At 26.8% G+C, this 14,583-nt stretch carries 13 protein-coding genes and 1 tRNA gene; 9 read left to right on the forward strand and 5 right to left on the reverse strand.

Annotation, left to right across the window (positions count from 1 at the left end):
- Window positions 1-69: 69 nt before the first annotated feature.
- The 3 genes from T324_RS0101610 to T324_RS0101620 all read left to right on the forward strand — a co-directional run bounded on the left by T324_RS0101610 (window position 70) and on the right by T324_RS0101620 (window position 1,347).
- Window positions 70-453 (forward strand): DUF1232 domain-containing protein, encoded by a 384-nt coding sequence (locus tag T324_RS0101610; RefSeq protein ID WP_028328684.1) that lies wholly within the window; start codon window positions 70-72, stop codon window positions 451-453.
- A 9-nt stretch (window positions 454-462) separates the two neighbouring features.
- Window positions 463-870, forward strand: coding sequence for an A1S_2505 family phage non-structural protein (locus T324_RS0101615; RefSeq protein ID WP_028328685.1), 408 nt, complete (start codon window positions 463-465; stop codon window positions 868-870).
- Between the two features lie 75 nt (window positions 871-945).
- Complete coding sequence (locus T324_RS0101620) at window positions 946-1,347, forward strand: hypothetical protein (RefSeq protein ID WP_028328686.1); 402 nt, start codon at window positions 946-948, stop codon at window positions 1,345-1,347.
- 906 nt (window positions 1,348-2,253) lie between these two features.
- Here the strand turns inward: T324_RS0101620 and T324_RS0101630 are convergent.
- Together T324_RS0101630 and T324_RS0101635 are read right to left on the reverse strand one after the other, a co-directional pair.
- Window positions 2,254-3,051 carry a flagellar hook assembly protein FlgD gene (locus T324_RS0101630; RefSeq protein ID WP_028328687.1) on the reverse strand — a complete coding sequence of 266 codons (798 nt, stop codon included), beginning with the start codon at window positions 3,049-3,051 and terminating at the stop codon, window positions 2,254-2,256.
- A 17-nt stretch (window positions 3,052-3,068) separates the two neighbouring features.
- Entirely contained in the window at window positions 3,069-4,628 is a 1,560-nt protein-coding gene (locus T324_RS0101635) for a flagellar hook-length control protein FliK (RefSeq protein WP_028328688.1), read from the reverse strand.
- A 367-nt stretch (window positions 4,629-4,995) separates the two neighbouring features.
- On the opposite strand from T324_RS0101635, the gene T324_RS0101640 reads away from it, so the two are divergent.
- Window positions 4,996-5,067: transfer RNA gene (locus tag T324_RS0101640), tRNA-Gly, on the forward strand.
- Window positions 5,068-5,162: 95 nt separating this feature from the next.
- Window positions 5,163-6,959 (forward strand): methyl-accepting chemotaxis protein, encoded by a 1,797-nt coding sequence (locus T324_RS0101645; protein WP_028328689.1) that lies wholly within the window; start codon window positions 5,163-5,165, stop codon window positions 6,957-6,959.
- Window positions 6,960-7,007: 48 nt separating this feature from the next.
- Here T324_RS0101645 and T324_RS0101650 read toward each other — a convergent pair whose 3' ends face one another.
- Window positions 7,008-7,535: a hypothetical protein gene (locus T324_RS0101650; protein ID WP_028328690.1), complete on the reverse strand. Its 528-nt coding sequence runs from the start codon at window positions 7,533-7,535 to the stop codon at window positions 7,008-7,010.
- On the reverse strand, window positions 7,532-8,548 hold the full coding sequence (locus T324_RS0101655) for an AAA family ATPase (protein ID WP_028328691.1): 1,017 nt from the start codon (window positions 8,546-8,548) through the stop codon (window positions 7,532-7,534). Before T324_RS0101655 ends, T324_RS0101650 begins: the two co-directional genes overlap by 4 nt.
- Window positions 8,549-8,898: 350 nt before the next feature.
- Between T324_RS0101655 and T324_RS0101660 the strand changes: the two genes are divergently transcribed.
- Both T324_RS0101660 and T324_RS0101665 read left to right on the forward strand, forming a co-directional pair.
- Window positions 8,899-9,705, forward strand: coding sequence for a M55 family metallopeptidase (locus T324_RS0101660; protein WP_028328692.1), 807 nt, complete (start codon window positions 8,899-8,901; stop codon window positions 9,703-9,705).
- A 103-nt stretch (window positions 9,706-9,808) separates the two neighbouring features.
- The gene (locus T324_RS0101665; RefSeq protein WP_028328693.1) at window positions 9,809-10,309 is read left to right on the forward strand and encodes an NUDIX hydrolase; all 501 of its coding nucleotides are present in this window, start codon (window positions 9,809-9,811) and stop codon (window positions 10,307-10,309) included.
- On the opposite strand, the gene T324_RS0101670 is transcribed toward T324_RS0101665, so the two are convergent.
- Window positions 10,301-10,888, reverse strand: coding sequence for a LysE family transporter (locus tag T324_RS0101670; protein WP_051436762.1), 588 nt, complete (start codon window positions 10,886-10,888; stop codon window positions 10,301-10,303). The two genes, T324_RS0101665 and T324_RS0101670, sit on opposite strands and share 9 nt — an antisense overlap.
- A gap of 109 nt (window positions 10,889-10,997) precedes the next feature.
- Between T324_RS0101670 and T324_RS0101675 the strand changes: the two genes are divergently transcribed.
- Window positions 10,998-11,897, forward strand: a complete 900-nt coding sequence (locus tag T324_RS0101675) for a LysR family transcriptional regulator (RefSeq protein ID WP_028328695.1) — start codon at window positions 10,998-11,000, stop codon at window positions 11,895-11,897.
- Between the two features lie 63 nt (window positions 11,898-11,960).
- Window positions 11,961-14,249, forward strand: coding sequence for an RNA ligase (locus T324_RS0101680; protein ID WP_028328696.1), 2,289 nt, complete (start codon window positions 11,961-11,963; stop codon window positions 14,247-14,249).
- Window positions 14,250-14,583 lie beyond the last annotated feature (334 nt).

Below are 14,583 nucleotides of genomic sequence, written 5' to 3' on the forward strand. Positions count from 1 at the left end.
CTTTAATTAATTAATTGACTAAAAAGATATATGCTATATAATTTGCTTATAATAAACAGAGATTAATTTATGAAATATGATAAAAATAAAGAAGATTATACAGAAATAGAAGAAGACGATGTAGAGATACTTGGAGAAGATGGAGTATATAGAAAATATAAAGTTTATAAAGATTATCAGAGAAAAAAAGAAAAGAAGTTTATATATTGGGTACCTTTTATTTTAGCAGTTATTTATACTTTATCTCCTATTGATTTAATTCCAGATAGAATACCTATAGGAAAATTAGATGATATATTACTTCTAGGTATAACATTTTATTATGCTTTAAAAAGGGCAAATTTTTCTTACAATCCTATAATCAATGTAATTATTAGAAATATAATATTATCTATAAGTATTACAGGATTTGTTATGATGATTATAATATACTTTTTGGCAGTATTTTTATAAGGGGGAATTATGAACAAAATATCATCAAATAATATAAGTAAATTAGAAGATAATGAAATATTTGTATTTGGAAGCAATACTCAAGGAGCACATGGAGGCGGGGCTGCTAGGGCTGCTATGAATTGGGGAGCTGTTTATGGTCAGGCATTCGGACTTCAGGGTAAAACATTTGCCATACCTACAGTTGATTATACAAAAAGTGGTAAAATGGCAGTATCAGAAATAAAAAAATATGTTGATAAGTTTTTAGCTTTCACTTTGGAACATAAAGAATTAAAATTTTTAGTAACGGAAATAGGATGCGGTATAGCGGGCTTTAAAATAGAAGAAATGGCAGAACTTTTTAGAGAGGCTTTAAAAGATGAATATGATAATGTTTATTTGCCTCAGAGATTTGCAGATTATTTAAAAAAATAATTTTTATAAAAAAGTAATCTTTTTTTTTCATAATTTGCTTATATTTTAATATATACAAAACATAAGGAATAAAAAATGAAAACAAAAATATTTTTATTATTAACTTTTTTGATATTAGCAGTTTCATGCTCTAAAAATAGTACTTTAGACCCTTCCGGAATTACAATTGCCAATTATGAAGGAACATATACAGGAAAAGGAAAATTGAAGTCAGCTTCTTCAACTGAAGAAAAAGATATTACTGTAATAGTAAATAAAGATGCTACAGTAGTATTTAAAGCGGATGCTAATCATTTTACTTTTAATAATATTACAAAGATAGATGATAAAAATTATAGTTCTATGAAAATGGAAAGCGGTTCTTTATTGATATTCTCTTTAATATTTGACGGAAATGGTAATTTGAATATCTCTTTACTTATGCAAAGTACATCTGAAGAATATACAGCTGATAAATTGACAAAGACAGCTTCTTAATATACAAGAAAAATTTTTTATTGTAATAACTTCTGAAAAAGCCCTTGTTTAGATGACATAGGGCTTTTATTTTTTATTAATAGGGCTGCTTCCTCATAGTTTAAATCTTTTATCATATACTAATTTTAATAGTTAATCTAATTTTCGTATAAAATCGTCCCCTAAGTCAATTTGTATTTTGACAATGGGGAATGAGTTTAAAAACTATATATAAAATAAGGAGTATAAAATGAAAAACAATAATTGTTTTCGTCCCCTTTCAGCTCCGTACCGGAGTGCTTCGCAGGGAATGAGTTTAAAAACGATCCAGAAATTTTTCAAATTCAAAAAAAATTATGGTATGGTTTTCGTCCCCTTTCGGGGAATGAGTTTAAAAACAAGGACATACTATTTTATGGTTTGAAAGATTTGGTCCCGACTGTTTTCGTCCCCCACAAGCGCAGCGCAGTGCCTACTTGGTCACGGGGAATGAGTTTAAAAACAAGCTTATATAATAATAAAGAAGTACTAATACGTTTATCTAGATAGTTTTCGTCCCCTCACGGGGAATGAGTTTAAAAACCCGTAATTTTTTCTTAAATTTTTTGTAAAAATTTAGTAACATTTCTTTACGATACGGGGTTTTTAAACGGGTTTCTTCCTATATATGTTTTTAAACTCATTATGTAATTATCTAATATGATTGTAAAATTATATTTACTTACACATAGATATGTAATTATCAAGCCCTTTTCTATATAATTTACAAAAATTTTACTTTTATGTGTAAATAGGGATGTCAAAGAGCTTTTACTAAAAGTATAGTATATTTTACATAATTTTGCAAATAATATATTAAAAAAAGCTCATAGAAGATAATTCCATGAGCTTTTATTTATCAACAATTTTATTTCTTTTATAAAATGATTATCTCTTTACTGGTTTATTTCCATTTTCTTTAGAGTTCATTAATGCTTCTTCTGCTTTCATCATGCCTACAGTTTTTTCTGTTTTATTCAAATTAGCATTATCAACTTCAGAAACCTTACTTTGAGTAGCTGTATTAATTTCTGATTCATAAGCAGCCTTCAATTCACCGAATTCATTATTAGAATTATCTCCATTTTCATCTTCAGCAGAAGGTCTTGTTATTATTCTAGCTTTATCTGCCAAAGAAGATTCAAACATTTTAGCAGCTTCATCTTCACTTTGTGCCTCTCTTACTTGAGAAACAGCAGCAGCTTCTGAAGCCATTAAATCTCCGTTTGAATGTACTATCATTACATCTTCCGGACGTACTGTTATAAGTCCGTTATCTGTTCTAACAGCAAGTGCAACTCCAGTATCATTTTCCATAACCATTTCTACCGGTCCCAAGAATCTATTTCCTGCCTCATCCATAACTTCTACACTTTTGCCTAACATAGAATATCCTGTTTGGCTGGAATAAAAAGTTTTCATAGATTCCAAGTTTTTATTTACTTCAGTCATTTGCTCAACAGAAGAGAACTGTGCAAGCTGTGCTATCATATCTCTGTTATCCATTGGAGACAATGGGTCTTGGTGACTCATTTGAACTGTAAGAAGTTTCAAAAATGCATCTTTTCCTAAAGAGTTTTGAGTAGGGTCTCTTTGGAAATTATGCTGCAAATTGAAAGCACCAACTTCCTGTTTTAATATTTTTATTTCCTTATCTGACATTTTTAAAGCGTCTGCTGATATCATCTTTTGCTCTCCTTATATTAAATAAGTAAATTCAATTTTCTTTCCGGAACTATGTAATTCTTTATATCGGCATTTACTTCTTCTGCATTATCATTGTTTTCAAAATTAAGTCTAGTTCCGTTATTGTTTAACTCTTCTCCAAACTCTCCATTATTAGGCATATCCTGTCTTAACATTACATCAAAACCTTCTATATTTATACCTATTTCATTTAATGAAGATATAACAGTATCTAAGTTCTTAGTAAATATGTCTTTAACTTCGGCATTATCTACAAATATTTTGCCTACCAAGTTATCGCCGTCCATATTAATTTTTAATCTTACTTTGCCCAAATGCTCTGGGTTTAGAGTCATTAAAACTTCACTTTTTCCATTAGCTAATGCAACCTGTGCTTTTTCAACAAGTTTACCCATTAAATCTTGGAATTTTATTATGCTGTCAGATAGGTTAGGGCTGTTATGTGTTTTAGATACATTATTATAATGATTATATCCTTTTAAATTAGCACCTTCTGCAGAATCCTTCATATTAATGATAGTAAGCTCTGCACCTTTATCATCTGATATAGTATTGTTTACAGAACTTACAGTATTATTTTCTGCATTATCTTTATTGTATCTGTCAGCATATTTATTTTCTGTATTCATATCAATAGATGCTTCAGCCATTTGGGTATTATCATTTTGAATCATTACATCAGCATTATTGATTTCTTCTTTACTGTCATCTTTATTCAAAGCTATTTTTGCTTCTTTATTAAGAGAATCTTTATCTATATCTTTAACTTTTACATCATCTTTTATATCATCAGTGAGTTTTTTATCTTTTTCTTCATCTTTGGCATCTATCATATTTTTTAGATTTTCCAATGATTCTATTAAATCAGCTAATTCTTTTTTATCTTCTTCATCTAATTCTTCAGCATTGATAGATTCTATTTCTTTTTTAATATTTTCAATTTCTTCGTTTTTGATATTTTCTTTTTTGTCTGCTTTATCAGCCTTAGATACTAGATTTTCTCTGCTTATATTTTCTTTTTTATCAACCTTTTTATCTGCATTGGCAATATTAGCATTTTGCAAAGCTGCTTTAGCTTTTTCTTTGGCTTCTGCTAATTTGCTTTTTTTAGAACTATTTTCTTTTACTTCTTTATTTTCTTCTTCATTATTATTGCTTTTATTAACTGCTTCATTTTCTTCAGATGAAGAGGCTTTTTTACTATCTTCTGTATTTTCTGCTTTGCTTTCTTTTACTTCAGAATTTTCTGATTTTTCTTTGATATTATTGTTATCAGAAGATTTTTCAGTATTGATATTATCATTTTCAGAGTATTGCTCTTCTGCTGAAGCAGGCGAATAATTATTATAATCATTGTATTCTTGATAAGAATTTTCTGTATGATTATTAACTACTTTATTTGAAACGCTTGAAGAATAAAGTTCTTCGCTTTGAGTTTTATTTAGCATTTTAGCAAAAGAATCATCATAACTATAATTATTTAAGCTGTAAGTATTGTTATTAGATAAAACATTGTTATCAGCAAAAGATAATAAATTGCCTAATCCGTTTATCATAATTTACTTCCTAATTATTAATTTACTACTATATTAATATTCGGAAGTATAAAAATTTACTTTATCAAAAAACTGTATTATGTTTACAAAAAAATATATGTATTTGATATATTTCTACATAATTATTTGAAAATATTTTATCCTTTTCATCTAGTATAATAAATAACAATATTTAGGGTTTATATTTTTATTTCGATTTATTGGCTTATTTTTCAAAAATGCTTGTTTAACTAAAGGGTGGGAGGGCGGGGTAATATTTAAACTTTACAACACATATAAAACAAAATAGAGTGAAAAAAATTAAATTATTATATTGATTTTTTTTATCGGTATGCTATAATTTTAGCACTTAAAAGTTCTTTTAAATGCGGGCGTCGTATAATGGTTATTACCTCAGACTTCCAATCTGAAGATGACGGTTCGATTCCGTTCGCCCGCTCATTAGTATTTTCTACTTTATTATTTTCAAATATTTTTGGTTTTATTTTTTAGATTGCTTTATTTCATAATTAAATCATGGAGTTTTTCCCTAATATGAAAAATAGTTTGATGTTTAAATTTCTAAGTATATTTTCCGTATTTTTGCTTGCAGCTTTTTTATTATTTTATTTCATATATAAGCCTATATACAAATCCAAATTTTTAAATGAAAAATATTTCCAAACTTTAAACTCAAAGAATGAAGCAGAAGGGTCTATAAGAGAAATAAAAAATACTGTTAATTTAATAGTAAATAACCTTGAAACAAATCCAAGTCTTGAAAATTTTGGTAATTTTATAACTAATATACAAAAAGCAAGTTCAGGATATTTAAATATGTATTTCGGAGATACTGTTCCATATTCACAGGGCGGAATATATATAAATACATTGGAAGAATATCCGCGTACATATAATCAAACAGCAAGACCATGGTATATAGATGCTTTAAAGACAAGCGATATAATGATAAGTGATCCGTATATAGATTTTGCAGTTAACGAATTAACAGTAACTTTCAGTAAGGCGATATATACAAATGGAAAGTTAAAAGGGGTATTTGCAATAGATTTCATTGATATGAACAGAATAATGCAAGAGATAAAAGATACTTTCAAAGAGGAATTCTATATTGTATCGTCAAATGGAATATATATGACGCATGAAAATACCAATTATATATTAAATGAAAATAATAATTTATTTAATGATCCTCTTTTTGCTGGTTTTAAAGGCGATATTGCTTCTCATATAGGAGAGGTTAAAATATCAGGCAATCAATGGTATGCTATTCAAAAAACATCAAATGCACCTTGGTTTTTGGTATTCAAAGGAGATGCTAGAGAAATTAATAATCAGTTTAGAATTTTGATGCTTGTTGTATTTATAATTATGATTCTTATATTATTGATTGAAGGAATACTTGTTTATAAAATAGTTAAACCTTTAAGAAATACTATAAAAATTATAGATCTTATGAAAGAAGGAAATTTTAACAGCGTATTTAATAAAGAAGATTTAGCTTTAAAAGATGAATCAGGACATTTAGTTAATTCTGTTAATGACATGCAAAACAAAATATCTTCAATAGTAGCTGAAATAAAAAATAATATATCTTCAATAAATAATTCAAGCACTCAAATATCAAAAGGTATAGATAATTTATCAGACAGAACATCATCTCAGGCATCTGCTATAGAGGAAGTAAGCAGTGCTATAGAAAATCTATTTTCTTCTATATCTGAAACTTCAAATCATACAAACGGTGTAAGAGATATGAGCAATAAAGTGGCTGAAGCTACAAAAAAAGGTGTAGATGCTGTTACGCAGATTTCAAATAATATGGCTGATATATCTCAGTCAAGCAAGGAAATATCAGATATAATAAAACTTATACAAACTATAGCATTTCAAACTAACATACTAGCTTTAAATGCTGCTGTTGAGGCTGCCCGTGCTGGGGAACAGGGTAAAGGTTTTGCAGTTGTTGCTTCTGAGATAAGGTCTCTTGCTCAAAATGTTAATGATGCTGCCGGAAAGATTACAGACATAATAGAAAACACTGTTTCTAAAATAGAAATCGGGGATGAATCTGTAAGGCATTCTATTGATATGCTTTTGAATATAGAAAATTCTGCAAAAGAGGTATCCGATGTACTTATGGATTTATGCAATTCTGTTTCTCAGGAGGAAGGAAGCGTTAGAGAAATTGCTCTTGCCATTAATGAGTTAAACCGCATAACGCAGGAAAATGCTGATTTAGCAAGCAATAGTGCTGTTTTGGGAAGAGAAGTTGCTAACGGTACAGAAAATGTTTATTCAGAGCTTGAGTATTTTAAATTGATTGTTTAATACTACTATGTTTATAAGGCTTGATATTAATCTTAAAAAGCTCATTATTTACTTTATATATTGAAGTTTATTTTTAGCTGTTTCATAATCTAAAACTTGTACTTCTTTAATATTCCAAAGTTTGCCTAATGGACATATAAGACTTCTTTTTATGATATTTTCTATTTCTTTTACAATATCAGAAATTATCGTCTTATCTTTAGCATTAAATTGTTTGAAAATAATATAAACCCTTAGTTCTATATTTATATTATAATTTTTATTTAGGTTATTTAATGTTTTTATAATATCATTATTTCCATCATACAAAGCTGTTTTTAATAAGGCAGAAGAATGTAAAGCTTTTAGTCTTAAATCATCTTTCAAATTTGATTTATCCATATTGTTTACTTCTTTACACTCTATTAAATCAATATGAGCATCATTACAATAACAAAAATCCATTTCTTTCATACCATTATCATTTTGACTGCATACTTCATAATTTTTTTGATTTTGTATATAGAATTGATTTTTAGAGAGTCTGAAATATGAATTATCTTTAAACTCTATAAGCCATTCTTGATTATTACTCAATTTTTACTCTCCACAAACATATCATAAGCCTCATCAGATATTGAATTATCAGGAAACTCTTTTGATAAATCATAAGCTCCATCTATTTTTGTATAATTATCTTCTTTTAAAAAGAAATATACATTTATAGGATAATTATCTTTTATGGCAATATTGCTAAGCTGATTTAAAACAAATGAATTATGACTAGCCATAAATATTTGCACGCCTTCTTTTGAAATATCAACTAAAAATCTCATAAGCTCACGAATCATTTTAGGATGCAAACTATTTTCAGGCTCATCAATAAATAAAATGCTTTTCTTTGTTAAATTACCTGTATTATGAAGCACTTCAAATATTCCTAACTTTTTTATTCCTTCAGCAGTAATATTGATGTTATAAATATTACCGTCATTTTTATAATAATTAATGGCATTAGTATTTTTATCTATTTGTATATTGCCTTTATAAAAATCATATTTATTTTTGAATACATTTAACAATTCTCTTTCATCAATATTTTTTCTTGCAAGTATTTCATAAATTATATCAGTATAAGAATCATCGAATCCGCTTTCTATATTTTGATTTTTAAGATAAATAACAGCATTCATAATAGATAAAATTTCTTTAGCAGGTATGAATAAAGGTTTATAGTCATAATTGTAATTATTTATAATTTGTTTTGAATTAATAGTTTCACTATTACTATTAACTAAAATGCATGTAAAATCTGTTTTGTCATTATTACTTAATAGATTAAGTCTTACAATTTTTGAATTTCTAAAATCATTATCAAATATATTTTCTGAACCTTTACCATAAATTGTATAAAGGGCTTCATCTATACTTATATCATATGTCTTTCTATCAGTAAGATATTTTAGCTTATGACAATTAGCATACAAAAATTTTAATATAGTAGTTTTTCCTGTATCATTTTCACCTATGAATAAATTTACATTAGCAAAATTATCAAACTTAGCGTTTTGGAATTGTCTGTAATCATGAATTTCAAAATTCTTTATCATAAAATATAACCTAATTATAATATTATGATATTCTATAATATATTTTTATTATTTCAAATATTTACTTCTTTATCATTCATAATTATTCCTAAACACTAAACAGTATATTTTATAGTAAAAATAATTTGTTTTTTTGCAACTTTTTTAACGAAAAAAGTTGATGAAAATAAAAAACTATAATTAGTTTACAAATATTTTATTATGTAAAAATAAAAATGAAACCTTATATAGTTTAATATATTTTCTACAAAGGAAGATATCAAAAACAATAAAAAATATATTGAATTAAATCAAAAATATAATATAGTTTTTAATCATCAAAATAATTTTTAAATATTAAAGGAATTATCATGAAAGTTTTTATTAGTGCGGATATAGAAGGAATTACTACAACTACCCAATGGCCTGATACCGATGCTGGAAGTTTAACTTATAAAGAGCATACTTTACAAATGACTAAAGAAGTTAATGCTGCATGCGAGGGTGCTATTGAAGCTGGTGCTAAAGAAATATTTGTAAAAGATGCCCATGATAGTGCTATGAATATAGATCAAACAGCTTTGCCTGAATGCGTAAAAATACATAGAAGATGGAGCGGAGATCCTTATTCTATGGTAGAAGGTATTGATGAAAGTTTTGATGCTGTAATGTTTATAGGATATCATAATGCAGCTTCTATTGGAAATAATCCGCTTTCGCATACTATGAATACTAGAAATGTTTATGTGAAGCTTAATGAAGTGCTTGCCAGTGAATTTATGTTTTTTAGTTATGCGGCAGCTTATAGAAAAGTACCTACTGTATTTTTATCCGGAGATAAGGGATTATGTGAAATTGCCCAGAATATGCAGCCTAATTATCCGAATTTAATAACTCTTCCGGTTAAAGAGGGTATAGGTTATTCCACTATAAATTATTCTCCTAATTTAATGGTTAAAATGATTAAGGAGAAGACTAAAGAGGCTTTAAGTCAGGATTTTAAAGGTAAAATATTAAAATTGCCTAATCATTTTAAATTAGAGATTTGTTATAAAGAACATGGCTATGCTCACAAGGTGTCGTTTTATCCTAATGCCAAAAAAATTAATGATACTACGGTAATTTTTGAAAATAATGACTATTATGAGATATTAAGAGCCTTGAAATTTATATTATAAAATTTTATAATATAAAAGTCCGATAACTTATGAAAGCCCCCTTAAAAACAGCAGTATTTAAGCGGGCTTTTTTATTCTAATTATTTTTTTATATGGAATTATTATGTCAGAAATTTGGGATATTTATGATAGAAATAAAAATAAAACGGGAAGATTTCATAAAAGAGGAATTCCTCTGAATAAAGATGATTATCATATAATAATACATGCTTGGATAGTTAATAGCAATGATGAAGTTATAATAACAAAAAGGCACAGCAGCAAAAAAATATGCCCTGATATGTGGGAATGCACAGAAGGCTCTATACTTGCTGGAGAAGACAGTATTGACGGAGCTTTAAGAGAACTTAAAGAAGAAATAGGACTGTCATTTAAAAAAGAAGATGCTTTGTTTTTAACTTCTTTTATACTTGAGTTTTCAAATACAATAATAGATTCCTATATGTTTAAAAGAGATGTACAAATAGAAGATTTAATTTTACAGGATAATGAAGTAGGCGAAGCAATGATAGTAAATAGAGAAAAATATTTAAAAATGTGCCGAAACGGAGATATAATTTCTTCTATACAATACTTCTATGATATTTATGATAAACTAAAATAACAATGATACTGCGCACAATACCAAAATAACCGCCATAACAATATTAAATTGATGATAGTATTTTTTTAAAAATCTCTGTAATATACCTCCAGCCAAAGCCCAAGTTAAAATACCAGCCATTCCTATAACGCTTATTACTATGGAATGAACAAGTAAACTTTTAAGACTTTTACTATGAGGAAGTACATAAGCAGTATAAACTGTAATTGCATAAAGTATAATCTTGACATTTACAAATTGAAGCAAAAGCCCTTTCATAAATGACATATTTTTATTTGTATTGTCCAAAGGCTTGCTCATTAAAATATGTACTGCAAGATATACTATATATGCTGCCCCTATATATTTTAATATATTAGCTATAAATGGTACATATTTTGCTAACTCATAACAAAATAATGCACATATAATCATAACAGATAAAAAACCTATTATAATTCCAAAAACTATATTTTTACCATTGCTCCATCCATTTTGACTAATAGAATGCAATGCAATTACATTATTAGGTCCTGGTGTGAAAGCAGTTATTACTGCATAAGGAAGATATGAAATTATAATTGAAAATAACATTTGCATTTATGCTCCTTTTGATTATAATACTTTTATAATACTTTGCTATAATACTTTAGTCAAATTAAAATGTTTAAATATATAATTCAAAATTATTGAATAATAAGGAAATATTATGGATTTAAAATATTTAATTACTTTCCGTACAATCATTGAAGAAGACGGATTTAATAAAGCAGCAGAAAGACTCAATTATACTCAATCTACAATTACTTTTCAAATCGATCAATTAGAGAGAGAGCTTTCAACAAAACTTTTTGAGAGGATAGGAAGAAAAATGGTATTAACAAAATCTGGAAAGCATCTTATACCTTATGTAGATGAAGTTTTATCTTCTGTAAATAAACTTTGCAACTTTGAAAAGGAACTGAGAGATTTTAAGGGAGATTTGTATATCGGTGTTGCAGAAACATTGCTATGCTGGTATATGCCAAGTATTTTAAGAAAAGTTAACAAAAAAGCACCAAATGCAAGACTTTTTATTAAATCTATGAACTGTTATGACATAAGAGATGAGCTCATAAGGGGCAATTTAGATATAGGGGTATTCTATGAAGATGTAAACAGATTGGGAAGCAATATAATAACATACCCTTTAGGAATATATGAACTTGTGCTTGTATCATCTCCTAAATTAAAAAAACAATACCCTGACTTCATAACACCAGATAGAAATATGCCTATTACATTTATTATAAAAGAACCTAATTGCATGTTCAGACGGATATTTGAAAATTATCTTAGACAAAAATCTATAATAATAGATCATGTAATAGAACTTTGGAGTATACCTACTATTAAAAATCTTGTAAAAAATGATGTAGGAATATCTTATCTGCCGAAATTTAGTGTAGAAGATGATTTAAAAAAAGGCAGTTTAGTAGAAATAGAAACAGAATTAAATAATACAACTATATCTGCTGTATGTGCTCATCATAAAAACAAATGCTTAACACCTTTAATGAAGTTGTTTATTGATTTATGTAATGATTATTTTAATAATATTCAAAAATAAAAACTGTATGTTTATAAAAAATATAGTATAATTTATATCATTGTTTTATAATCAAGGATAATTATGAAAGTATTAATAATAACAGTAGGGGCTCAAGGAAGCGGAAAAAGTTATTCTATAAAACAAGCTAATCTTGAACATTATAGTGTAAGTTTTGATAATTTAAGAATATTATATTCAGGACTTTTCCCAGACGGACATAATGGTCTTTCTATATGTGAAAAGGATAATTCATATATTTGGAATAATTTGATATTAAACATACTAGAAAACAGATTTAAATTAGGACAATTCACAATACTTGACAGTACAGGACTTTTTAATCTTAACAGCATTACAGAACTTGCTAAAAAATACGGATACAGAATAACTGCTGTCTTATTTGATAATTTATCATTAAAAGAATGTATTGATAATGTTAGAAAAAGAGAAATAGGAAATAATATTGATGAAGAAGTTATAAAAGACTTTTTTATGCGTATGAAAGATTTTAAATTAAGCGGTGCTAATATTTACAGGGCATCTGATTATAACAGCTCAATTGATGCATTACTTGAAGCAAGCAAATGGGATAGTTTTTATTTAAATGAAACAGAGTTTGAAAAGTATGATAATATAAAAGTTATACCTGATTTGCATGGCGAATATGATGTATTTAAAATATTTTTAGAAAAAGAGAATTATTTTCAGAATAAAAAAACAGCTTATATATTTGTAGGCGATTTAATAGACAGAGGAGCAAAATCTAAAGAATTGATTGATTATTTTCTTAATAATGATATACCAAATAATGTTTATTTTACAGAAGGTAATCATGATGTAAGTTTGAATTTCTTTGCCAATGATATAAAAATTACGAATCAGGAATTTTATCAAACAACATACAAAGAAATAAAAAAAGCATTTTCTGTAAATAAACAATCAGAAGAATATAATTTTGAAGAAAAAATATTAAATGAATTGAATAATTATAAAAAGAAAATAAGAAATTTTTATAAGAAGTTCAGACTTTATTATTTTTTCACTTTTAATGGAAAGAAATTTTTTATTAATCATTCTGGCATAGATAGGATGTATGAGCATATTCCTGCCTCTCTTTTGAATGGCATTGTAACTTACGGATATAAAGAAGATGAAGACGATTATAAATCTTATATAGAAGTTGGAAAACAATTTCAAAAAAATCATCCTGATATTATACAGATATTCGGACATAGAAATGTGTTTCAGGAAGAATTGGAAGATAATTTATGCAAAATTAATGATAATGCTTATTGTATAGAAAACTCTGTTGAATACGGGGAAGATTTGATTATTCTCAATTTAAAAGATTTGTCTATTGAGAGTTATAAGAATAATAAAGAAATAAAAAATTTATTCAATAAAGAAAATGAAGAAAGCGAACTTGTGCGTTATAAACATTATGATACAGTTTATTCTACTAATTTTTCAGATAGGGTATTCTATAAAAGATTATGGAATGAACAGACGATAAAGGCTAGAGGATTGTACAGATACAATGGAACAAATGAAATTGCAGGAAGAAGCTATGATAAATTCTTTAATTATGATGAGGTTAAAGAAACAAAATTAAAAAGTTTGCAGAAAAATATAAAGTTTCCTGTAAGTGTATGCAAAAAATATAATGGGTATTTGTTTTTAGTGTTTTTAGATAAAACAAGAGATGAGTTAATATTTGCAACTAAAAGCTCAATTAATACTAAAATGACTGCTTGGGCAGAGGAATTATTAACGGATGAAAATAAAAAATTTATAAAAGAATACTGCAGAAAAAATAATACTACATTTGTATTTGAATGCATACATTTAAAAGATTCAGCACATCCTATTGTATATGATAAATCATTTTTAATTTTGCTTGATATAATTTATAATGAAGAGAATTTTAGAAAACTCTCTTATGAAGAATTATCAAGTAAGGAAATAACAGAACAATTTAAAGTGAAAGAAAGAATAGAAATATTTGAAAAGCCTAATGATAATATTTCAAAGGATGATTACGATAAGTATGTAGAAAAAATGCTTCATAAATATGTTGATGATTTTTCGATAGACTATGAAGGAGTAGTATTTGAAGATGATGCCGGATTTATGGTAAAGGTAAAATGTCCTTTTTATATTATTAAAAAAGCATTAAGGGCACAATCAATGCGTTTAAATAGATTAAGCCATTTTTTAAATATTCATTATCCTAATCAATATGTTCATTTTGTAGGTAATAAAATATTTAATAGATATAAAAGAGAAAATAAATTAAAAGAATGGAGAAACCTTACAGCTGATGATGTATTAAAAGTATATAATGAAGTTTTAAATGATCTTGTAAATTAATTATTTTAGTTTATAAATGAGTAAGTTTTTTATAATAGAAGTTGGCCGCGTGTAAATAGATTTATTTTGCAATTTTTATTAGCAATAAAAAGCAAGCCTAAGCTATCCCTAAAGGGCACATACGTGCAAATAAATTTATTTATTTGCTGATTATAGCGTAGGCGAACTTAACAATAAACAGTGAGCCGTAGCTAGCAAATAAATTTATTTATTTGCTGATTATAAGCGTAGGCGAACTTAACAATAATAAGTAATATTAGTAAGCTAAAAATTGCGAGTACCAAATATTCGTAAGAATATCTGGGCTTATGAACGAGCAATTTTTGTTAACAAT

The sequence above is a fragment of the Brachyspira alvinipulli ATCC 51933 genome (assembly GCF_000518245.1).
GTDB classification, from domain to species: Bacteria; Spirochaetota; Brachyspiria; order Brachyspirales; family Brachyspiraceae; genus Brachyspira; species Brachyspira alvinipulli.